We start from the raw sequence: 22,456 nt of genomic DNA on the forward strand, positions 1-22,456 counted from the left end.
GAAATGCGTTTTTAACTAGGAAATTTAAAAATATATACCTATTATTGTAATAAACATTGTTTAGTTTGAAATTGACTTATACATTAGATAATATAAATAACGTAGCTAAAGAGATTATTAATAATGCAACTAGTAAAACCATTTTTTTATATGGTGATATGGGAGTTGGTAAAACAACTTTAGTAAAATCTTTAGTAGAATATTTAGGAAGTAATGAAGAGGTAAGTAGCCCAACATTTTCTATTGTTAATGAATATGAAGCAAAAGAAAATTTAATTTACCATTTTGATTTATATAGAATAAATAATTTGGAAGAAGCTTTTAGTTTTGGAATTGAAGATTATTTATACTCTAATGAATGGGTGATTGTAGAATGGCCAGAGTTAATTGAAGACATAGAAATTGAACAATATAATAGAATTGAAATTGAATTAAATGAGGACAATTCTAGAACATTAACACTAAATTTTAAACCTAATTAAACAAAAATATGCAAAGCTAAAAACTTAAAACAACCACAAACCCTCCTGTTCTTTAACTTTTACGGAAAAACCACAACACAAATTTTAAAAAACAAAGCTTTTAACGTTTTTTTAACATTTACAACTATTTAGCAAGATGGTGATTATATAAATTTGGGGTATTAATTAATTAAATCCCTAAAATTATGAAAACAAAAAAGTATTTAATTGCAATGGCAATTTTTGGAGGTATGGTGTTTTTAGCTAATGCTGTAACAACGTACAACGTAGATGGACAACAAACCGCTAAAATCGAAAAATCAAAAATCAAAATTCCAATTTGCGGATAAAAAAGGACTTGTGGGTGGTAGCATTGTTGCTACGCTAATCGCAATCACTCCTTATTTATTTTACTTATATGAAAGTGTTCCAGATGTCAAATCATGGGACACTTTTTTTGGTACCTATAAAAGTAACTATTACGAAAATGTTTCTGTTTTAGTTTGGACTTTAACAGGTAAAGTAATCCCAATTTTTCTTTTATTTATATGGTTTTTCACTTGTAGGCATTGGTGGTATCATGTCTTGTTAGTACCAATAGCAATGTATGCATATCAAATATTTGGAACAGTAGCTTCTGATTTGAACTACATAGATTCCAATCAATTAATATACTTAATACCTATTATGGCTATCATTATACCTTCCATATATTTAATTAGAGCAAAAATTTTCAATAAAATAAATGATGCCAATAAAACATTAGAAGAATTAGAAGAAGAGTTTAAAATGACACCAAAAAATTTCTGGGGAAAAATTAAAGATTACTTTTAATTTAACCTATCTCTTTCAATTAAATCAATATCTTTTTTATTAGTTCTTAACTTAAAGTTACCAAATTTGTAATTGAACCCAACGGTTAGTAATCTGTTTTCCATATTGGAATTCATAATAATATTTTGATTCAAATATTTCGTTTTTTGGTCAAAATTCTGGTTGTTAAAAACATCTGTTACACCAACACTTAAAGACGCCCTGTTATTCCAAAAGGTTTTTCTTAAATTTATATTCAGTCCAGACCTTTCACTTGTTATAGAAGCGCCACTAGCTAATGGAGAAATAAATAAGTAAGAAACATCAGCAGTTAAACTATTGTCTTTTAAAAAAGAGAAATAATTAATGAACTGACCATAAAAACTCCATTTATCTAATGTTAACAACTCATTATTGCTTTCTAAAGCAAAAAACTGATTATCATAGTAAAACACAGATGTTAATAAATAGACATTCCATTTTTTAGCAATTTGGGTATAGGTAATAAAATCTAATCCGTAAGAAATACTTTTGTCTATATTAGTTTGAGTGTATTTTAATGTGTTATTTTCATTGTCTTGAAACACAATTTCTTGTGTTGGGTCATTTTCTATACGGTAGTAAGCTTCAAAAGTAAAATCTTTAAATGTATACCCTAAAGTAAATACATCATCTATTTGGGGCTTTAAAAAAGGGTCGCCTATTTTATAAGCATTATCATTTAAATAATACTTAAAAGGGTTCAACTGTCTGTATCTTGGGCGATAAATTCGTTTTTTATAGTTAAAATAAACCTCGTTATTTTCATTAATTCTGTTTAAAACATGTATTGTTGGAAATAGTTTAAAATAATTATTTTCATTGTCTTGACTAGTAGAGATTGAATTTCCTGTAGTTTTAGTATACTCTGCTCGTAGTCCTGTTTTTAAGCTCCATGAGTCCCAATCTTTTGAATAACTTACATAAGTTGCATAATTATTTTCATCATATAAAAATGTGTCAGAATTATCTAAATCTTCTTCTTTTATATCATTATTAAATATGTATTGAGAAACAATACTCTCTGAACTAATTATTGATGCTTTTCCTCCCGCCTCAAATTCTGATGATTCATCAATGGGTAAAACATAATCCAACTGTCCTGTATTTAAATCTACAACTTGACTAGAAAATGTTTGAAACCTATTATCTCTAATTAAACTATAATCTGGGTATAAATAATCTGTATCTACATTTTGAAAACTAGAAAAATCGTAATAGGTACGGTGTAAACTAACCGACAACTCCTCTCCTGCTCTTTTAAATCTATGTGTGTAATCAAGAGTAAATGCTAAATTAAAAGTTTCGTCTACAAGCCTACCTGCTGTTATAAATAAAGAATCTAGTTCGTTATTAGTATTAAAAACTTTTGTTGCAGAATTAACAAAATTCTTGGTGTTTTCTCTAGGAGCAATAAGCATGTTAGCAGAAAGCCCAATGCTGTTATTATCATTAAGGGTGTAATCTATATTGGTATTAATTGATTTATTAGAAGTTTTTCTGGTGCGTACAAAATCAGTTTCCCAACTTGTACCAACTTGTTCATTATCATCAAAAAAAGTTATGTATTCCTGATTATGTCTAAATTCTTTTTTAGGGTTGTCATTAAAATTAATATAGGTACTTAATTTTTTAGTTTTAAAAAAATGACTAGTACCATAAGAATATTTTGGATATTCAGAACCTTGTTTAAAACTGCCAAAAACACTTCCGTTATATCCAGCTGCTATATTTTTAGTTGTAATAATATTTATAACAGCGCCTCCTTCAGCTTCATATTTGGCAGGAGGATTTGTTATAACTTCTATAGATTTTAAATTACCTGCCGAAGTGCCTTCTAGCAATTGCATCACTTCTGTTGTTGATAAATGCACTTTTCTATCATTAATATATATTGTAGGTGTTGCATTTTTTACAGTAATAGCTCCATTGTAAACTAAAACACCCGGGGTATGTGTTAAAACATCTAGTACATTGTTATTTGATAGTGTAGAATTTTCAACATTAAAAACCAACCTATCTACCATCCTGTTTACAGTAGGTTTTTTAGCTATTATTGTAACATCGTCTAAGGTTTCTAAATTTTCTTTGAGAATAATATCTTGAAGTTGTGTATTTGATTTTAAATCAACTTGAATTTCAATAGTTTGATACCCTAAAAAGCTAGCTTTAAGAGTATAAACTGAAGCTTTTAATTGCTCCATTTTAAAGATTCCATTCTCGTTAGATATAGTTCCATTAACAACTGAATTGTTTTCTAGTAAAACTATGTTAGCAAAGGCTATGGGAGAATTATTTTCATCAACAAGTCGCCCTTGTAAAACTAAATCTTGAGAGAGACATGTTAAAGAAAATAATAAAGTTGAGAGCGCTAATAATATTTTGAACATATAAACAAAAATAAAACAATTAAATAAAAAATTATTACGGAAAAACCACAGTTTTATTATTCAAATTATTTTATGATAAATTCTAACTTTTTTTGTGTTAATTTTAATTATTTTTTAGAATTTAATTACTTTAAAAAAATTATTTGTAATTTGTTTTTAATAACCAGCAAACCATGTCTAAACCACTTTCACCATTTACAAAGCAGCAACTTATACCTCAAGAAGAAACACTTGAAATTTTTAAGAAAAAAGGCGATCTTTTCATTGGTATTCCTAAAGAAACAGCTTTTCAGGAGCAACGCATATGTTTAACTCCCGATGCCGTTTTTGCATTGGTTAATAATGGACACAAGGTATTACTTGAATCTGGAGCTGGTGAAGGTGCTAGTTTTAGCGATAAAGATTATAGTGAGGCTGGAGCAGAAATTACTAAAGACACCGCTAAAGTTTTTGCTTGCCCTATGATATTAAAGGTAGAACCCCCTACTCTAGAACAAATAAAACTTATAAACCCGCAAACTATATTAATTTCTGCATTACAATTAAAAACACAAACTAAAAAATATTTTGAGGCCTTAGCTTCTAAACGTATTACGGCATTAGCTTTTGAGTTTATACGTGATGCAGATGGCACATATCCAGCTGTGAGGTCATTAAGCGAAATAGCAGGAACGGCGTCTGTATTAATTGCTTCAGAATTACTTTCAGACACTAAAAATGGTAACGGATTAATGTTTGGAAACATTAGCGGTGTTCCGCCGTTAGAAGTGGTTATTTTAGGAGCTGGAACTGTGGGTGAATTTGCTGCAAGATGCTCTATGGGCTTGGGTGCTAATATTAAAGTTTTTGACAACTCTATTACTAAATTAAGGTGTATTCAAACCAATTTAGGCAGACCTTTCTTTACATCTACCATTCAACCAAAAAACTTAGCCAAAGCTTTAAAACGCTGTGATGTGGTTATTGGTGCTGTACGTGGTAAAAACAGAGCGCCTATTGTAGTATCAGAATCATTAGTACAGTCTATGAAAAAAGGCGCTATAATTATAGATGTAAGTATAGACATGGGTGGGTGTTTTGAAACTAGCGAAGTAACCTCTCATAAGCAGCCCACATTTGTAAAACACGGTGTTATTCATTATTGCGTTCCTAATATACCTGCCAGATATTCTAGAACGGCCTCTATTTCAATTAGTAATATTTTTACGCCTTATTTAATGCAAATAGCTGAAGATGGCGGTATTGAAAATTCTTTAAGATTTGATAAAGGTTTAAGAAATGGATTGTATTTTTACCACGGAATTTTAACCAGTAAACCTGTAGGTGAATGGTTTGGTTTGAGTTATAGCGATGCTAATTTGCTTATTTTTTAATCAATTTTTCTTAAATTATTTAAATGAAATTTATTCAACGTTTAGGCTACTACCTAGGAGGATTATCTATAGGTCTTATTATTTTAGCTTTCTTCTTAAATGGTAAAGATGTTTCATGTGATTATGGTCCTGAAGCAAGGGTTTTAAAAAACATAAATTCAAAACAAATTATTTTTAACCATGCTTTTGTAAAAGATACTGCGGCTATAAAACATATTTTATCTAGTGGCGATGTTAATTTTTCTAAAAGTGAACCAAGAAAAACACCCTGTGGTATTTATATGATTGAAGGAGAGTATAATGATTACATTGTAGAATTAACAGTTGAAAATTGTGATAGTATAGCAACTATAATCAATTTTAAAGAAATTCCATAAACTATGATTAAAAGAGGATTTGATGTGGTTTTTTCATTGTTAGGCTTAATAATCCTCTTTCCAATTCTTTTATTAATTTCAATTTTAATAAAGTTAGATTCTAAAGGACCTGTACTCTTCATTCAAGGTCGTGTTGGTAAAAACAATAAAGATTTCAACATCTATAAATTTAGAACCATGCGTGTTTCATCAGAAAAAAAAGGGTTACTAACCTTAGGTAATAAAGATGCTAGGGTTACTAAAATAGGTTATTTTTTAAGGCGGTATAAAATTGATGAATTTCCTCAATTAATAAATATTTTAAAAGGCGATATGAGTTTTGTTGGTCCTAGACCAGAACTGAGATACTATGTTAATTTTTACAGTGAAGATGACATGAAAATCTTCTGTGTAAGACCTGGTATAACTGGGCTTGCCTCATTAAAATACAGAAATGAAGTAGAGTTGTTAAAAGCCGCTGATGACCCAGAACACTTTTTTATAAATACCATAATTCCTGATAAACTTAAATACAATAAAATGTATATTGAGCGGCGAAATTTTTGGTTTGATCTTAAGTTAATTGCTTTAACTATTATTAAAGTGATTGCTAAATAATTCATTATTAAATAGTTTATGTTTTAGTGTTTGGTACAGAGTGTATTTATTTATACTTTGTAACATATTTCAGCCGATAAAATATCGTTTCAACTGAAAGAAAGCCCCGTATGAATAGACCGTCTAATCTATACTTAGAAGAATTATTAATTGATTCTAATTTATTTCCTGATGTGCTGGGTAAGAAAAAACACAAAATGATTCAGCATGATTTTTCTAAAGAAACCATATTAATTACAGGAGCTGCAGGATCAATAGGAAGTGAACTTTCTAAGCAATTAATAAAGAGCAAATTCAAAAAACTTATTTTAATTGATGTAGCTGAATCTCCTTTATATAACCTAATTAAAGAAGTAGAATTTGAAAACACACAAAATGTTGAATTCATTCTTTTAAATATTCTAGAAAAAGAAGCTATAACAAACCTATTCAAAAGGCATAAGCCAACTATAATCTTTCATACGGCAGCTTACAAACATGTACCTTTAATGGAAAATAATCCATATGAAGCAGTGAAATTAAACATATTTGGAACCAAATTGCTCGCTGATATTTCTAATAGTTTTAAAGTAAAAAAATTTATTTTCATATCTACTGACAAAGCAGTTAACCCTATAAGCATTATGGGAATTTCTAAAAAGGTTGCAGAAAATTATATAAATCTGTTATCCAAAACTAGCGACACTATTTTTTGCTCTACACGATTTGGAAATATATTTGGCTCTAATGGTTCTGTATTGCCTTTATTTAAAAAACAAATTGAATTAGGTTTACCTATAACGGTAACCCATAAAGAAATCTCACGGTTTTTTATATCAAAACACAAAGCTTGTAAGCTTATTCTTGATGTTGCTAACTTTAATTACACCAATTATCACATATTTACATTTAATATGGGCAAACCTATTAAAATCATAGATTTAGCTAATAGACTAAAAGTTTTATATGCTTCTAAAAACGTGAAAATAGAGGTAGTAATTACCCATTTACGCCCAGGCGAAAAACTAAATGAAGAAATTACTTCAAAAAATGAGGCCTTATTGCCAACTAAAAATAAAGACATTTTTTTGGTTAAAAATGGCAATAATATTAATTCTTCAAAACTTAATTTTTCTGAATTAGAAACCATAACACCATATCTTTCTAAAGAAAAAATTAAGTCAATATTGCGTTCATATATTTAATTTACAAGTTTTTGCGTCGTTGTTTTTCCTTACTTAAAAGCGCTAATTCTCTTCCGGTTTGTCCCGCAACCGATGTGTTTTCTTCAGCTCTTCGTATTAAATAAGGCATAACATCTTTTACGGGTCCAAAAGGCATATATTTTGCAACATTATAACCTTTATTTGCCAAATTAAAACTAATATGATCACTCATGCCATATAATTGTCCAAACCAAATTCTAGAGTCATTGTTTTTTAAGCCCTTTTTATCCATTAATTCCATTAATAAATAAGAACTCGCTTCATTATGAGTACCTGCAAAAACCGAAATACGTTCTAAGTTATCAATTATATATTGTAAGCCATTATTAAAATTCTCATCTGTAGCTAATTTACTTTCACAAATAGGCGATTTATAACCTAATTCTTCAGCTCTTTCATTTTCCTTTTCCATATAAGCACCTCTAACAAGCTTATAACCAAGAAAATAATTTTCTTTAATAGCCTTTTTGTGTTCTTTCTTTAAAAAATCCATTCTATCATGCCTATACATTTGCAGTGTATTAAATACTATAGGTTTTTCTTTATTGTATTTTTTCATCATTTGGGTAACCAAATTATCTGCAGCATCTTGCATCCAACTTTCTTCGGCATCAATTAAAACGGCAACATCATTTTCTTTAGCTTTACTACATACAGTATCATAACGCTCTACAACTTTAGCCCATTCTAATTGTTCATTTTCAGATAATTTCTTGCCAGAACCAACCTTTTCATATAAACTTAATCTACCAAAACCCGTTGGCTTAAAAACAGCTATAGGAATCGCATCAATATTTTTTGCAAAATCAATAATTTTAAGAACTTTTATAACCGCTGCATCAAATTCATCTTCAATATCTTTACCTTCAACAGAATAATCTAATACAGAACTCACTCCCTTGCTAAACATTTTATCTATTACGGGTAGGCAATCATCTTCATTAACGCCTCCACAAAAATGATCAAACACGGTAGAACGGATTAATCCTTCAATAGGTAATCTAGCTTTAATTGCAAAATTGGTGGCTGCTGTACCAATTTTAACTAGCGGCTCAATAGATATCATTTTAAATAAAAAGTAAGCGCGCTCTAATTCTGAATCGTTTTTTAAAGAAAAAGCAATTTCGGTATTATCAAAAATTCTTTCAGTTTTTTGCATTATCAATAAAATTTACAGCAAATATAATTAACCAGAAGTTATCATTTTATATAAAATCTCCTTAATTTCACAGCCTTAAAAAAAGCTAATTTTCATGGATTCTATTACTTATAAAGATTGTACAATTCATTTTAATAATAATTGCTATACAGCTATAAATAAACATGTTGAAAAGAATAATTACTCAAAGATTTTTATTCTTGTTGATGAAAATACCCATCAATATTGCTTACCTTATTTTTTAGAAAAATTTGAAACCAATACTGAAATTGAAATAATTGAAATTGAATCTGGTGAAGAAAACAAGACTATTGATACTTGTGTAGGCGTTTGGAATACGCTTTCTGATCTTGATGCCGATAGGAAAAGTTTAATGATAAACATAGGCGGTGGTGTTATTACAGATTTAGGTGGTTTTGTTGCTTGTACTTTTAAAAGAGGTATTGCTTATATAAATATTCCTACTACCCTACTTTCTATGGTAGATGCATCGGTTGGTGGTAAAACAGGTGTAGATTTAGGACACTTAAAAAATCAAATAGGTGTTATAAGCAACCCTGATTTGGTACTTATAGACCCTAATTTTTTAAACACACTTCCAGCAAATCAAATGCGTTCTGGTTTAGCAGAAATGCTAAAGCATGGGTTAATTAGTGATGAAAATTATTGGAATAGATTTCAAGATTTAGCAGCACTTAATTTGGCTGATTTAGATGAATTAATTTATCAATCTGTCATTATAAAAAAGAATGTTGTTGAAGAAGATCCTTTTGAAGATGGTTTGCGTAAAACCTTAAATTTTGGTCATACACTAGGACATGCTATTGAATCTTATTTTTTAAGTAATCCTAATAAAACCAAACTGTTACATGGCGAAGCTATAATTGTTGGCATGATTTTGGCTCTTTACATCTCGTCAACTCTAACGGGTTTTTCTAGAGAAAAAACTAATAAAATTAAAGCCTTGTTTTTAAGTTACTACGGAAAAGTTACAATAGACAAAAACGAATATGCATCAATTATTGAGTTACTTAAATACGACAAGAAAAACAACCACGGAAATATAAATTTTGTGTTATTAGAATCTATTGGTAAACCTAAAATTGATTGTATTGTAGATGAAAAAATAATCATTGAAGCCTTTGATTATTATGCAGATTAATTAAGTACGGTATCGTTTATATGTTTCATTTTTTTTCAAAAAAAATATTTGTAAAAGATTTACTTAACAACTTTGTAGATATTCATAACCATATCCTACCAGGAATAGATGATGGAGCCAAAACCGTTCATGAATCTATTGAATTAATTAAAGGGCTAAAAAAATTAGGGATTAATCAATTTATACCTACGCCTCATGTAATGCAAGATTACTACCCTAATACAGATGAAAGTATTGGAGATTCTTATGAGATTTTATTAGAAGCATTAAATAAAACAAAATTACTTTCAGATATCGCTATTAATCCTGCGGCTGAATATATGCTAGATCACAACTTTGAAGAACTTCTAAAAAACAAAGGTTTATACACTTTAAAGAAAAATTATATTCTAGTAGAAATGTCTTATTACCAAGCACCTATTAATTTAGAAGACATTATTTTTAATATCAAAAGCCAAGGATATTTACCAGTTTTAGCGCACCCAGAAAGATATTCTTTTTACCATAATAAATTAGATTACTACTTAAGATTAAAACAACTAGGTTGTTTTTTTCAGCTTAACTTATTATCATTAAGTGGTCACTATGGCAACGGTGCAGAAAATACCGCAAAATACTTACTAGAGAAAAACTTATTTGATTTTGCAGGAACAGATGTTCACAATAAAAACCACATTATAAAACTTTCAAAATTAGCTATTACTAATAAAGTTTATGATAATTTAAAACCCATAGTAGAAAATACTAATAATGTATTTTCTGTAACTTAATCCTTAAGCTTTAAATCTTCCAAAAAGGCCTTTCTTTTTAGGCGCTCCGTAATAACCGTATTTTGCACCATAACCAAAGTTAGATTGTTTTACATCATTAACAACAAGCATCATTCCATTTAGCTTATGGTCTTCATGCAATTCTTTTGCAAAATTAAGAATACGTTTTTCAGTGTATCCTGCTCTAGTTACATAAATGGTATGTCCTGCATATTGACTAATTAACAAGGTGTCTGTTACCAACATAGATGGAGCTGTATCAACAATTACATAATCATATTGTTTAGAAGCATCATCAAATAAGGTTTTCATTCTATCACTCATTAATAATTCTGCAGGATTTGGCGGTACTTTACCAGAAAGCATAATATCTATTGGAATCTCATTAATATCATAAGAATTAATGGTTTCACCTAATATGATTGATTTATCAAATAGGTATTCAGTTAATCCCACATTAGATTGATTTTCACCTACCTTGTTCTTTATAGCAGAATATATTTGAGGGTTTCTAATATCAGCTCCTATTAATAATACCCTTTTTCCAGTATTAGCTAATGTTAAAGCTGTATTTAAACTAACAAAAGACTTACCTTCACTATTAATTGTTGATGTTACAAATACAACATTATCATAGTCTTGTATATTTCGTCCTCTTTTAACATAATCAAAATTAGTTCTTATAATTCTAAAAGATTCAGACATTATAGACCTATCATTTCTTTTAATTAATCCATTTTCTTTTTTACCAAAATTAGGAATTTCACCTAAAACAGTAATATTTTTAATTTCATTTTGTAAATCTTCTTTATTATGAATTTTAGTATCTAATAAATCTTTTACATAGATAACCCCAAAAGGAATAAAAAGCCCAATGAATAGCGCACCTAAGTAAGCTACCATAGGAGTTGGTGAAATTGTACTACCTAAACTATAGGGCTCCTCAACTATTTTAATTGCTGGAGAAATTGAAGAAATAGATATAGTAGCTTCTTCTCTTTTTTCAAGCAAAAATATGTATATAGCCTCTTTTATTGATTGTGTTCTTTCAATTGACCTTATAACCCTTTCTTGATCTGGAGCAGAATATAATTTAGAATTAATTTTTCTAGAAGAATTTTTTAATCCTCTTAGTTGGATGTTTAAAGTTTGTTTTGTGTTATTAATACTTTGTTTTAAGCTACTTCTTATTTGAGCAAGTGTATTGTCAAGTTCTACTACAACAGCATTATTTTCGCCCGCACTTTTTAAATAATTTCCTCTTTGGGCTAATAAATCATTATATCTTGATGCTAGTGCCATTATTGCGGGGTCTCCAGCTCCAAGATTAGAAGGAACACTTTCATAAGGATTATCACCTAGAGATCCACTCATATAGTCTAGCATATTAATTTGGGTAGTTACATCCTGTATAAGTTGTTCATTTTGAACACTAGAGGTTAATGCTTGAGTTGCTGTAGATGAAATATCAGTTATTTTATTTCTTGATTTAAAACCAACTATACTATCATCAACACTTTCTAAGTCTGATGAAATAGATTTAACACGTTCATTAATAAAATTGGCCGTATTAATAGCTTGCTTTCTTTTTTTATCTATTGTAGATGAATTATATTCATTAACAAGTAAACCGACAATATCAATCGCTTTTTGTTCAATAGGATCTTCCATTGATATATTTACAATCTTAGAAGACTCTCTAGATAAATAAACATTAATTTTTTGCTTTAAATACTGTATCTTGTTTTCTACAGGAGTAATTTTAACTCTAATAGTCTGATTTATAAAACCTTTAATTTTATTTTCCTTAGGCGTAAATATTATTCCTCCAAAATGTGTGTCAATTTTTTCTCCAAAGGTTAATTTTTTAGGCGTATCATCTTCATTTACCCAAAAATTAAATTCTGTAGTAGATAAAGGCTCTATAAAACAATTATAACTTGTTTTATGTATTAAAGAGTCAGACTCTATAAAATTAATTTTAATTGGAGTGTTTTTGTAAATTTCATATTCTTTAACTCTACCCTTAGAAAAAAATTGAACATTCAAATTAAGCTTAGTTACTATATTTCTCAAAAAGCTTCTAGATTTAATAATTTGCAATTCATCTTCCATTCCAGATTCTTGCGAACCAGAAAAAATTGTTAAATCTTTAATAGCTGCCTTCCCAGATTCGTTATCAGAATCCTCCAACACCATTATTTTAGATACTACTTTAAATTTTGGTACAGTAGATTTTATAGTAAAATAGGCAACACTTAAAGATATAGCAATACATAATGCAAACCATTTCCACTGCTTAAGGTATAGTGAAAGCGCTTTCTTTATATCAAAGTTTTGAAAAGGACTGTTTTTTTGACTAAGACTATCCATTTTTTACTTAAAAATTATCTTGTGAAAATTAAAGTTAAACTTATGGCAATACTAGCCAAAGAAGAAATTATACCTATTCTTGCGTCTCCATTAGCTGCGCTTATAGCACCTCTGTTGGGTTTTACATAAACAATGTCATTCTGAGTTAAATAAAATACAGGAGAATTAAACACTTCCTTACTTGTAAGATCTATTTCTGTATAAGTTTTAGTGCCATTAAAATCTCTTATAACTAAAACATCTTTTCTTTTTCCGTATATATTTAAGTCGCCTGCCATAGCAATAGCTTCTAGTATAGAAAGACGTTCACTACCAATAGGATAAACACCTGGTCTATTAACCCACCCCATGATAGCTACACGATAGTTTTTTATTCTTATAATAACTACAGGGTCTTTTAATAGCCCTCCTTCTTCAAACTTCTTTTTTAATAATTGTTTAGCTTCCTCAACTGTTAATCCTACAAGTTTAACTTTACCCAAAACAGGATAATCTATATTACCGTCAGAATCTATTAAATAATCTATTAATTTACCACCTTCTTCTCCTCCTGTAGCCTCCATTAAATTGTAGGGTCTTGTAACTTCTAAATTTAATGTAGACACATTAATACTTAAAACATCCCCTATTTTTAACTTGGCTCTAAAGGTATCTGTATCTACAATTGTTTCAAAATTTTTCGCATTTTGGAAGTATACGATATCTTTTTTGGTATAACATGACGTTAACATTAAAAAAAATATAACAAATAATGTACTAGGCTTTAAAAAAGACATATTCATTTTTAAATAATTTGGGGTAAAGTAATAAAATTAAACTATTTATTAAAGGCCGCTGTAAGCTTTATTATCAGACTCTTTTGAAACACTCTTAACTTTCTTATAAATTTGAACGCGTTTATCAAAGCGTTCGTAGTCTGAGTTATTAGATTTATACTCTGGTATTAACTGTTTCATTTTCAATACAATATTATTGTTTTGGAAACGATTCATAATACAAAGTTCCTCTATATCACTTTTAACCTTATCATGATCAAGTTCTCTAGTTTTACTAATCATAATCTTTTTATGATAAGTTGATAACGTATTTTCGCCATTAGCTAGTAGTTCTTCATAAAGTTTTTCGCCTGGTCTTAAACCTGTAATTTTTATATCAATGTCCTCAGGATATCTCAAACCTGATAATTTTATCATGTTTTTAGCTAAATCATAAATCTTCACAGATTCGCCCATGTCAAAAATAAATATTTCTCCTCCTTTACCCATAGTTCCAGCTTCTAAAACTAATTGTGAAGCTTCTGGAATGGTCATAAAATACCTTGTTATATCTTTATGAGTTAAAGTTAATGGACCGCCTTCTTCTATTTGCTTTTTAAATAAAGGAATCACAGAACCGTTAGAGCCTAAAACATTTCCAAATCTAGTGGTTATGAATTTAGTTTTACTTTCTTTTTGCAAGCAAGTAATATACATCTCAGCCATTCGTTTAGTGGCTCCCATAACACTTGTTGGATTTACAGCTTTATCGGTTGACACAAAAACAAATTTCTTAACATTATATCTTGAGGCTGTATCTGCTAATAACTTAGTACCGTTTACATTAATTTTAATAGCTTCATAAGGCGATTTTTCCATTAATGGTACATGCTTATATGCTGCTGCATGAAACACCATAGTGGGTTTGTGATATTGAAAAATAGAATCTATACGTAAACCATCTCTAATATCAGCAACTATAGCTGTAAAATTGTGTTTCCCAGCACGTTTCAAATCTTGTTGTACATCGTATAAAGCCGATTCTGCTTGGTCTACTAGTATTAAATGCTTTAAATCAAAATTAGATAACTGATTTACTAATTCACTACCTATTGATCCAGCTGCTCCAGTAACAATAACGGTTTCTCCTCTAAACTCATTTATAAGATTAGGATTATCTATTTGAATTGAAGGACGACCTAATAAGTCTTCAATTTGAACTTGTTTAATTTGGTTTGCGCTAAACTCACCGTCAATCCACTTTTCAATAGGCGGTACCTTTTTAACTTGAACCTCTAAATCAGTTAAACATCCAACCAAGCTAATAAGTTTTTTTGGGTCTATACTTTGAGATGCTACAATGATTTCATCTATATTATTACTTTTTATAAACTTTTCGTTTATTTTTTTTAGAGGAATAATGTTAATTCCATTAATAACTTTACCGCGCTTTTTAATATCGTCATCAATAAAATTAATGATGTTGAAATTTTTATCGGTTCCGTTTAATAAAGCATTATAAGTTACAATACCAGAATCTCCAGCACCATAAATTAAAATATTTTTAGATGTTTTTAACTTACACTTTATGTGGTTGTAAGCTATTTTAAACACCAACCTACTACCTGCTAATGCCACAAAACTCAATAGAGAATGGATAACTATAATAGATAACGGTATAGTAAAACTAGGGACAAATAAAGTTATTCTATTAATTATTATGGCAACCGAAGCTATAGTAGCTATTAACATAACAGCTTTAAAAACATTTACAACATCTGTAAACCCTGTATGCCTAATAACACTTTTATGAGAGCTTACCAGTAAGAAACTGATAGCTGAAACTAATGCCATAAATGGTACTTGAAGCAAAAATTGCTTAGTATCAAAATTTAATGTAAAATTAAACCTTACTAAATAGGCAACAAAAAGGGTTGTTAGTACAACGGATAAATCAATAAAAAATACAAGCCATTTTGAGGCGTATCTTTGTGATAAACTGGTAAAGTAGTTTCTTATCATAGGTATGGGGATTTTAATACTATATTTAGAATACGGTCTAAATCATTTTGGGTTAAGTTGGAGCCACTAGGTAAACAAAGTCCTTTTTCAAAAAGTTCTTCAGATATACCATTAGTGAAATGTAAATAATCTTTAAAAACGGGCTGCATGTGCATGGGTTTCCAAAGTGGTCTAGATTCTATATCTTCTTCTAATAAAGCTAATCGTATTTGTTCACGCATTTCATAACTGCTTGTTTTAATACATGTTAACCATCTATTAGAATAAAAACCTGTAGGCTCATCTAAAAATGTTATCGAATCATATTTAGATAAACTTTGTTTATAAAATTCATAATTCTTTCTTCTTGCTTCTACTCTATCATCAAGAACTTCCATTTGTCCACGACCAATACCTGCAACAACATTACTCATTCTATAATTATAACCTATAGTAGAATGTTGATAATGAGGCGCGTTATCTCTAGCTTGTGTAGATAAGAAAACGGCTTTATTTTTTAATTCAGCATCTTTAGTTATCAATGCGCCGCCTCCAGAAGTGGTAATTATTTTATTACCGTTAAATGATAAAATAGCTATATCTGATAACGTTCCACAAGATTGGTTAAAATATGTGCTGCCCAAAGCCTCGGCACTATCTTCTATAACAGGTATGTCATATTTTTTGGCTATAGCATTTATTTCTTTTGCCTTATATGGCATACCATATAAATGAACAGCAATAATGGCTTTAGGTGTTTTGTTTTTTTCAATCCTATCTTTTATAGCTATTTCTAATAACTCTGGCGACATATTCCACGTATCTTCCTCACTATCAATAAAAACAGGAGTTGCTCCTTGATAAATGATAGGGTTAGCTGAAGCTGAAAAAGTAAAACTTTGACATAAAACTTCATCACCTGATGTTACATTTAGCAATTGTAAAGCTAAATGAATGGCTGCCGTACCAGAACTAAGAACTGCTACATGCTTGCTGTTTCCTAAGTAATTTTCTATATCACTTTCAAAACCATTAACATTAGGACCTAAAGGTGCAATCCAGTTGGTATCAAAAGCTTCTTTAACAAACTTTTGTTCTGTACCGCCCATGTGTGGTGATGATAAATATATTTTTGTCTTAGTCAACATTTGTTATTTTAGTTAAATTAAGAGCATACAAACCCATTAATAGAATTTTCATCCTATTCAAAATTTTAAAATAAATTTCATGGATTTCCCTCTCAACATAAAAACAAAATTAATTTTCATAATTAGCTTAATTTAAACTTGCATTAAAAAGTAGCTCTTTTAAAATTAATTAGAGTTGAAAATCAACAACTAATTAAGAGAGAATTTGTAATGTATTTTTTATAAAACTTTCTTTTAACACAAATAAAATCAATTCGCTATTAATCAATTCAATTTTGTAATTCGGTGTAAATTTAGTAATTGTTTTAAAGCAAAAAGCTTAGTTTTTGCATATTTCGCCAAAAGAGTAATTATATTCGGTTAAATACATTTTTGCTATGAGTTAAAAGTAAAACTATGCAGATTATCGATTTACGTTATAAAAAAGAGCAGAAACCTTAAAAAAAGCAATTGTTATGCTTCTTTATTAAATTGTATTTCGTTAATAATTAATAATATGCTCTTGTTCATCGATAATTTTAACACTTTTATTACTTTCATCGGAAAAAACAGAACCTTAATATAATTAGTTAATTGTTTTAAATTATTTTTTTTCATATTTGCTGCAAATAAAGTAACCCCAAGTTTATAATGACCGAATATCAACTCAAAATCTTAAAAGGCAAACAAGTACTTATTACAGGAGGCGCAGGTTTTATTGGCTCCAATTTATGTGAAACACTACTAGACAATAATATTAAGGTTGTTTGTTTAGATAATTTCTCAACAGGAAAACGAGAAAACATAGCTCCTTTTATTAAATTGAAGAACTTCAAACTAATTGAAGGCGATATTAGAAACTTAACCGATTGTAATAAAGCTTGTGAAAACACAGACTATGTATTGCACCAAGCCGCTTTAGGTTCTGTGCCAAGATCAATTAATGATCCTATAACAACTAATGATGTTAATGTTTCTGGGTTTTTAAACATGTTGGTGGCTGCTAGAGATGCTGGTGTTAAACGCTTTGTTTATGCTGCCAGTTCTTCTACATACGGAGACCACAAAGCTTTACCCAAAGTAGAAGACGTTATAGGAAAACCGCTTTCACCATACGCCATTACAAAATATGTTAATGAATTATATGCCGATATTTTTCATAGTACATACAACCTAGATACTATAGGATTGCGATACTTTAATGTGTTTGGACGCAGACAAGACCCTAACGGTGCTTACGCTGCAGTAATCCCTAAATTTGTTCAACAATTGGTTAAGCATGAATCACCATACATTAATGGAGATGGCTCGTACTCAAGAGATTTTACCTATATAGATAATGTGGTACAAATGAACTTAAAAGCCATTACTACTGAAAATAAAGATAGTTTAAATCAAGTATACAACGTAGCTTACGGCGAAAGAACAACGCTGCTAGAACTCACCAACTTACTTAAAGAATATTTATCAGAGTTTGATCCAGAAATTAAAAATGTTGAAGTAAAACACAGAGACAACAGAGCTGGAGATATTCCACACTCTTTAGCCTCTATAGATAAAGCCAAAAAACTTCTAAACTACAATCCTAAATACAGTGTTAGCGAAGGCTTAAAAGAAGCTGTTACTTGGTATTGGGAAAATTTAAAATAAAAAAAATGAATCAAATTAATGATATAAAAATAGCAGTTATTGGTTTAGGATATGTGGGATTACCACTTGCTAGACTTTTTGCTACTAAATATGCTGTTGTAGGATATGATATTAATCAATCTAGAGTTGAAGAATTAATGAGTGGTCATGATTCAACATTAGAAGTTGATGAAAACGAATTAAAATCTGTACTAACTCAAGATACAGATAACAACATTGGATTATTTTGTTCAACAGATATTGAAGCTATTAAAGATTGTAATTACTATATTATTACAGTACCTACTCCAATAGATAAAAATAACAGACCAGACTTAACACCACTATACAAATCAAGTGAAACCGTAGGTAAAGTGCTTAAAAAAGGTGATATCGTTATATACGAATCAACCGTTTACCCTGGCGTTACTGAAGATGAATGTGTACCCGTTTTAGAAAAAGAAAGCGGTCTTAAATTTAATACAGATTTTTATGCCGGATATTCACCTGAAAGAATTAATCCGGGTGATAAATTACATACCGTAGATAAAATTCTTAAAGTCACTGCTGGTTCTACACCTGAAATTGGTAAAAAAGTAGATGCACTATATGCAAGCGTTATTACAGCAGGCACTCACTTAGCACCTACCATTAAAGTAGCCGAAGCAGCAAAAGTTATTGAAAATTCGCAACGCGATATTAATATTGCTTTTGTTAATGAATTAGCTAAAATTTTTAATCGTTTAGATATTGACACCCATGATGTTTTGGCTGCTGCTGGAACTAAATGGAACTTTTTACCCTTTAAACCAGGACTAGTTGGTGGGCACTGTATTGGTGTAGACCCGTATTATTTAGCCCAAAAAGCGCAAGAAGTTGGTTATCACCCCGAAATAATTTTAGCAGGAAGACGTGTTAATGATGGTATGGGGCAATACGTAGCCTCAGAAATTATTAAACTCATGCTTCAAAACGATTTAAAAGTAAAAGGAAGCAATATATTAGCTTTAGGAATTACTTTTAAAGAAAATTGTCCAGATGTAAGAAATACTAAAGCGGTTGATGTTATTGAAGAACTAAAAAGCTATGGTGCCAATGTTACGGTATATGACCCTTGGGCAAACCCTGAAGAGGTAATGCATGAATATGGCTTAAAAACCATTCAAAAACTCAGTCACGCTGAGCCTGTCGAAGCGCACGCTGAGCCTGTCGATAGTCATCCTGAGCTTGTCGAAGAACATCCTGAGCCTGTCGAAGGACAAACCAAATACGACGCTATTGTACTAACAGTAGCTCATAAAGAATTTCTTCAAATAGATTTAAAATCATTGCTAAACCCTAAAGGCATTTTATATGATGTCAAAGGAGTTATAAGTGAACCCGTTAGCGGTAGATTATAAACATACAATTTTAAACCCAAATCATTTTGAGCCAATTAAAAAAAGGAGCGGCATTAAACTACATAACCATATTTTTAACAAATGCGGTTGGTTTATTTATAACACCATTCATATTAAACCATATTGGTAAATCTGAATACGGTATTTACACTACCATAGGAGCTCTTATTGGTACTATTTCATTACTAGATTTGGGACTCAATAATACAGTTGTTCGCTTTGTTGCTAAATATAAAGCAGAAAAAGATCGTAAGGGTGAAGAAAATTTCCTAGCTACCACCATGATTATTTATGGTATTATCTCAGTACTTGTTATAATTATAGGCGTAGCTTTCTACGGTCATATAGACAACTACTTTACAAAAATGAATGCTGAAGAAATAGAAATAGCTAAAACTATTTTTATTCTATTAATTTTTAATCTAGTAATTAATTTACCAGGAGGAACTCTTAGAGGTGTTTGTTTTGGGTATGAAAAATTTGTTTTCCCTAAAACAGTAAATATTATTCGTTATATACTTAGAACAATAACAATTGTTGCGGTACTCTCTTTAGGGGGAAAGCTATAGCTTTGGTAATTGTAGATACCGTATTTAACATACTAATTATTATTGTTGGAATTTACTATGTTTTTTTCAAACTAAAAGTACGCTTTAAACTTCATGAATTTAAATTAAAATACTTAAAGCAAATATTTGGCTACTCTGTATGGATTTTTGTGTTTGGTCTAGTAAGTATGCTTCAGTGGAAAGCTGGTCATTGGATTTTAGGGCGTATAGCCACGCCTGAAATTCTTACAATTTATGGTATTGGTATCACTTTAGGAACATATTATGGTTCTTTTTCAACAGCAATTTCTAGCGTATTTTTACCACGAGCAACAAAAATGACTGTTGCAAATGCTACCAATACAGAGCTAACAAACATGATGATTAAAATTGGGCGTATATCATTTGTTATTCTTATGTACATTTTTGGAGCCTTTTTACTGTTTGGAAATCAATTTGTGTTTTTGTGGGTAGGAAAAGAGCTTGGTGTAGATGGTAGTTTTGAAGTTTGGCTCATTGCCATATTAATTATGATAGCATATACACTACCTCTTGTGCAAGGCTTTGGCAACTCAATTTTAGAAGCAAGAAATAAATTATCTTTTAAGGCTATTTTATATCTATCATTTTTAATACTAGGAGCCATATTTGGAGCTTATTTAGCTAAAAATCTTGGTGCATTAGGTATGATTTGCGGAACGGTTTCTGGGTGGTTCATTGTTCAAAATGTCATGAATTTTTATTACCATAAAGTTATAGGCTTAAATATTTTAAGATTTTTCAAAGAACTCTCCCATAAAACAATCATCACAATAATTATCGTTATCTGCTTAGGATATTTAACTAATTACATTCCTGGTAATGGCTGGATTAACTTTATTATTAAAGCTATTTCCTATTCTATCATTTATGCAGTGTTAATATATAATTTTGGGTTTATTAATTATGAAAAAGAGTTGTTTAAAAGCTCTCTAAATCCAATCTTAAAAAAATTAAAGTTATAATGTTAAGATTAAATAAAATAAAATACCTTGATGAAGGAAAAAAAATAGCTTTTGACTATACGGTTGATGAAAAATTCAAATCGTATTTCCACTCTTCAAATCAATATTATGCTTTATATGACCAAGACATAAGTAAAACTCCAAAAAGCATTGCTGTCATACCTTTTTTAGCAAATATAATGCCCATAGCATGGTTTGTAGGTTTTGATGTATCTATAGACGAAATTGATGAGACATTTTTCAACTCACTAAAAATTTTAAAAGAACAATTTATAAAATATCATCCTAAAAATGATATCAAAGGAGAGTTACTGGTAAAAAAAATAATTAAAAACACTATTGATGGTAAGGAAACATCTCTCTTATTTAGTGGAGGCTTAGATTCTTTTGATTCATTAACTAGACACTATAACAAAAATCCATTTTTAATCTCAATCCATGGAGCAGATGTAGCTATAGATGATAAATTAAGGTGGGAAGAGTTTAAAAAATTCAATTCAGAAGAAAAAATATTAAACCATGATAGATTATTTTATATTGAATCTAATTTACGAGAATTTTACACCTATAAAGTAGATTTATTGGTAGATCATTTAGGTTGGTGGGGTATGGTACAACACGGTATGGCTTTAATTGGTGTGTTAGCCCCCCTTAGCTATAAACACAAAATTACAGACATAAATATAGCTGCATCTGCCACCAATGAAATAAACTACAGTTGGGGATCGTCTCCTTATATTGATGAAAACATGAAATGGGCTAACACAATAGTTACTCATGATGGTTATGAATTTAAACGTACAGAAAAAGCTCAAAATATAGTTGATTTTGCAAACAAAACAGGTTTCAATTTTAAATTACGTGTTTGTTATGCTGATGAACGAACAGGATACAACTGCAACAAATGCCATAAATGCCAAAGAACTGCATTAAGTCTAATTTTAGCTAATGCAAACCCTAGCGATTATGGCTTTAATCTGCCAGATAATTTTTATGATTTAATTTTTAAAAATTTTGGAAAAGATTGCGTCATGACTAAAGGTATTAAATACCAATGGACATGTATACAAGATATGGCAAAAAAAGCAGACTCTTTTTTTGTCTTAAACAATAAAGAAAAAGAACAAAAAGCTATCCAACGCTTTGCTCAACTAAATCTAGACTTAATTGTTAACAAGAACGCAGAAAAAGTCAAGAAAAATAAAAAAAGGAAACACATTTTAAGAAACAAGTTTCCTTTACTTTATAAATTATACCGAAAACTAAAATAACC

At 29.7% G+C, this 22,456-nt stretch carries 20 protein-coding genes; 14 read left to right on the forward strand and 6 right to left on the reverse strand.

Translation table 11 applies throughout. The annotated features are described in order from the left end of the window. Positions 1-65: 65 nt before the first annotated feature. The 3 genes from tsaE (at position 66) to BWZ22_RS14625 (ending at position 1,295) form a co-directional block, all read left to right on the forward strand. Positions 66-482, forward strand: a complete 417-nt coding sequence (gene tsaE / locus BWZ22_RS14620; protein WP_076702545.1) for a tRNA (adenosine(37)-N6)-threonylcarbamoyltransferase complex ATPase subunit type 1 TsaE — start codon at positions 66-68, stop codon at positions 480-482. 185 nt (positions 483-667) lie between these two features. After that, positions 668-811, forward strand: a complete 144-nt coding sequence (locus BWZ22_RS16815) for a hypothetical protein (protein WP_198027627.1) — start codon at positions 668-670, stop codon at positions 809-811. Positions 812-821: 10 nt separating this feature from the next. After that, entirely contained in the window at positions 822-1,295 is a 474-nt protein-coding gene (locus tag BWZ22_RS14625) for a hypothetical protein (protein ID WP_232225189.1), read from the forward strand. Here BWZ22_RS14625 and BWZ22_RS14630 read toward each other — a convergent pair. Continuing rightward, positions 1,292-3,703 (reverse strand): outer membrane beta-barrel protein, encoded by a 2,412-nt coding sequence (locus BWZ22_RS14630; protein ID WP_076701323.1) that lies wholly within the window; start codon positions 3,701-3,703, stop codon positions 1,292-1,294. The genes BWZ22_RS14625 and BWZ22_RS14630 overlap by 4 nt on opposite strands. A gap of 173 nt (positions 3,704-3,876) precedes the next feature. On the opposite strand from BWZ22_RS14630, the gene BWZ22_RS14635 reads away from it, so the two are divergent. The 4 genes from BWZ22_RS14635 (at position 3,877) to BWZ22_RS14650 (ending at position 7,234) form a co-directional block, all read left to right on the forward strand. Then, complete coding sequence (locus BWZ22_RS14635) at positions 3,877-5,076, forward strand: alanine dehydrogenase (protein WP_076701326.1); 1,200 nt, start codon at positions 3,877-3,879, stop codon at positions 5,074-5,076. Positions 5,077-5,099: 23 nt separating this feature from the next. After that, positions 5,100-5,453: a hypothetical protein gene (locus BWZ22_RS14640; RefSeq protein WP_076701328.1), complete on the forward strand. Its 354-nt coding sequence runs from the start codon at positions 5,100-5,102 to the stop codon at positions 5,451-5,453. Positions 5,454-5,456: 3 nt separating this feature from the next. Continuing rightward, on the forward strand, positions 5,457-6,050 hold the full coding sequence (locus BWZ22_RS14645) for a sugar transferase (RefSeq protein ID WP_083692383.1): 594 nt from the start codon (positions 5,457-5,459) through the stop codon (positions 6,048-6,050). Between the two features lie 110 nt (positions 6,051-6,160). Next, complete coding sequence (locus BWZ22_RS14650) at positions 6,161-7,234, forward strand: SDR family NAD(P)-dependent oxidoreductase (protein WP_076701331.1); 1,074 nt, start codon at positions 6,161-6,163, stop codon at positions 7,232-7,234. 1 nt (position 7,235) lies between these two features. Here the strand turns inward: BWZ22_RS14650 and BWZ22_RS14655 are convergent, their stop codons facing one another. Then, on the reverse strand, positions 7,236-8,414 hold the full coding sequence (locus BWZ22_RS14655; protein ID WP_076701334.1) for a proline dehydrogenase family protein: 1,179 nt from the start codon (positions 8,412-8,414) through the stop codon (positions 7,236-7,238). A 94-nt stretch (positions 8,415-8,508) separates the two neighbouring features. On the opposite strand from BWZ22_RS14655, the gene aroB reads away from it, so the two are divergent. Both aroB and BWZ22_RS14665 read left to right on the forward strand, forming a co-directional pair. Next, positions 8,509-9,576 carry a 3-dehydroquinate synthase gene (gene aroB / locus BWZ22_RS14660; RefSeq protein WP_076701336.1) on the forward strand — a complete coding sequence of 356 codons (1,068 nt, stop codon included), beginning with the start codon at positions 8,509-8,511 and terminating at the stop codon, positions 9,574-9,576. A gap of 20 nt (positions 9,577-9,596) precedes the next feature. Beyond that, complete coding sequence (locus BWZ22_RS14665; RefSeq protein WP_076701339.1) at positions 9,597-10,346, forward strand: tyrosine-protein phosphatase; 750 nt, start codon at positions 9,597-9,599, stop codon at positions 10,344-10,346. 3 nt (positions 10,347-10,349) lie between these two features. Here the strand turns inward: BWZ22_RS14665 and BWZ22_RS14670 are convergent, their stop codons facing one another. From BWZ22_RS14670 to BWZ22_RS14685, 4 genes are all read right to left on the reverse strand, one after another. Beyond that, on the reverse strand, positions 10,350-12,719 hold the full coding sequence (locus BWZ22_RS14670; protein WP_076701341.1) for a polysaccharide biosynthesis tyrosine autokinase: 2,370 nt from the start codon (positions 12,717-12,719) through the stop codon (positions 10,350-10,352). A 14-nt stretch (positions 12,720-12,733) separates the two neighbouring features. Continuing rightward, positions 12,734-13,450 (reverse strand): polysaccharide biosynthesis/export family protein, encoded by a 717-nt coding sequence (locus BWZ22_RS14675; protein WP_232225191.1) that lies wholly within the window; start codon positions 13,448-13,450, stop codon positions 12,734-12,736. A 93-nt stretch (positions 13,451-13,543) separates the two neighbouring features. Next, a complete protein-coding gene (locus BWZ22_RS14680; protein WP_076701346.1) occupies positions 13,544-15,496 on the reverse strand; it encodes a nucleoside-diphosphate sugar epimerase/dehydratase in 1,953 nt (650 codons plus the stop codon). Further along, the gene (locus tag BWZ22_RS14685) at positions 15,493-16,623 is read right to left on the reverse strand and encodes a DegT/DnrJ/EryC1/StrS aminotransferase family protein (protein WP_076701349.1); all 1,131 of its coding nucleotides are present in this window, start codon (positions 16,621-16,623) and stop codon (positions 15,493-15,495) included. The genes BWZ22_RS14680 and BWZ22_RS14685 overlap by 4 nt, the downstream gene beginning before the upstream one ends. Positions 16,624-17,253: 630 nt before the next feature. Between BWZ22_RS14685 and BWZ22_RS14695 the strand changes: the two genes are divergently transcribed. From BWZ22_RS14695 to BWZ22_RS14715, 5 genes are read left to right on the forward strand one after another with little or no spacing between them, the layout of a single operon-like run. After that, positions 17,254-18,252: an SDR family oxidoreductase gene (locus BWZ22_RS14695; RefSeq protein WP_076701354.1), complete on the forward strand. Its 999-nt coding sequence runs from the start codon at positions 17,254-17,256 to the stop codon at positions 18,250-18,252. Between the two features lie 14 nt (positions 18,253-18,266). Beyond that, positions 18,267-19,631, forward strand: a complete 1,365-nt coding sequence (locus tag BWZ22_RS14700) for a nucleotide sugar dehydrogenase (RefSeq protein ID WP_076702551.1) — start codon at positions 18,267-18,269, stop codon at positions 19,629-19,631. Between the two features lie 26 nt (positions 19,632-19,657). Then, positions 19,658-20,200 carry a lipopolysaccharide biosynthesis protein gene (locus BWZ22_RS14705; protein ID WP_076701356.1) on the forward strand — a complete coding sequence of 181 codons (543 nt, stop codon included), beginning with the start codon at positions 19,658-19,660 and terminating at the stop codon, positions 20,198-20,200. A 2-nt stretch (positions 20,201-20,202) separates the two neighbouring features. Then, positions 20,203-21,183, forward strand: a complete 981-nt coding sequence (locus BWZ22_RS14710) for a lipopolysaccharide biosynthesis protein (RefSeq protein ID WP_076701359.1) — start codon at positions 20,203-20,205, stop codon at positions 21,181-21,183. Beyond that, the gene (locus tag BWZ22_RS14715; protein ID WP_076701362.1) at positions 21,183-22,454 is read left to right on the forward strand and encodes a hypothetical protein; all 1,272 of its coding nucleotides are present in this window, start codon (positions 21,183-21,185) and stop codon (positions 22,452-22,454) included. Before BWZ22_RS14710 ends, BWZ22_RS14715 begins: the two co-directional genes overlap by 1 nt. The last annotated feature ends 2 nt before the right edge of the window (positions 22,455-22,456 follow it).

Origin of the sequence: Seonamhaeicola sp. S2-3 (assembly GCF_001971785.1) — a bacterium.
GTDB lineage: Bacteria > Bacteroidota > Bacteroidia > Flavobacteriales > Flavobacteriaceae > Seonamhaeicola.

What these genes read in the sequence shown, in the direction of transcription:
- BWZ22_RS16815 (WP_198027627.1), top strand. Translation starts at nt 668, where the DNA reads ATGAAAACAAAAAAGTATTTAATTGCAATGGCAATTTTTGGAGGTATG.
- BWZ22_RS14630 (WP_076701323.1), bottom strand. Translation starts at nt 3,703, where the DNA reads ATGTTCAAAATATTATTAGCGCTCTCAACTTTATTATTTTCTTTAACA.
- BWZ22_RS14635 (WP_076701326.1), top strand. Translation starts at nt 3,877, where the DNA reads ATGTCTAAACCACTTTCACCATTTACAAAGCAGCAACTTATACCTCAA.
- BWZ22_RS14640 (WP_076701328.1), top strand. Translation starts at nt 5,100, where the DNA reads ATGAAATTTATTCAACGTTTAGGCTACTACCTAGGAGGATTATCTATA.
- BWZ22_RS14645 (WP_083692383.1), top strand. Translation starts at nt 5,457, where the DNA reads ATGATTAAAAGAGGATTTGATGTGGTTTTTTCATTGTTAGGCTTAATA.
- BWZ22_RS14650 (WP_076701331.1), top strand. Translation starts at nt 6,161, where the DNA reads ATGAATAGACCGTCTAATCTATACTTAGAAGAATTATTAATTGATTCT.
- BWZ22_RS14655 (WP_076701334.1), bottom strand. Translation starts at nt 8,414, where the DNA reads ATGCAAAAAACTGAAAGAATTTTTGATAATACCGAAATTGCTTTTTCT.
- aroB (WP_076701336.1), top strand. Translation starts at nt 8,509, where the DNA reads ATGGATTCTATTACTTATAAAGATTGTACAATTCATTTTAATAATAAT.
- BWZ22_RS14665 (WP_076701339.1), top strand. Translation starts at nt 9,597, where the DNA reads ATGTTTCATTTTTTTTCAAAAAAAATATTTGTAAAAGATTTACTTAAC.
- BWZ22_RS14670 (WP_076701341.1), bottom strand. Translation starts at nt 12,719, where the DNA reads ATGGATAGTCTTAGTCAAAAAAACAGTCCTTTTCAAAACTTTGATATA.
- BWZ22_RS14675 (WP_232225191.1), bottom strand. Translation starts at nt 13,450, where the DNA reads ATGTTAACGTCATGTTATACCAAAAAAGATATCGTATACTTCCAAAAT.
- BWZ22_RS14680 (WP_076701346.1), bottom strand. Translation starts at nt 15,496, where the DNA reads ATGATAAGAAACTACTTTACCAGTTTATCACAAAGATACGCCTCAAAA.
- BWZ22_RS14685 (WP_076701349.1), bottom strand. Translation starts at nt 16,623, where the DNA reads ATGTTGACTAAGACAAAAATATATTTATCATCACCACACATGGGCGGT.
- BWZ22_RS14695 (WP_076701354.1), top strand. Translation starts at nt 17,254, where the DNA reads ATGACCGAATATCAACTCAAAATCTTAAAAGGCAAACAAGTACTTATT.
- BWZ22_RS14715 (WP_076701362.1), top strand. Translation starts at nt 21,183, where the DNA reads ATGTTAAGATTAAATAAAATAAAATACCTTGATGAAGGAAAAAAAATA.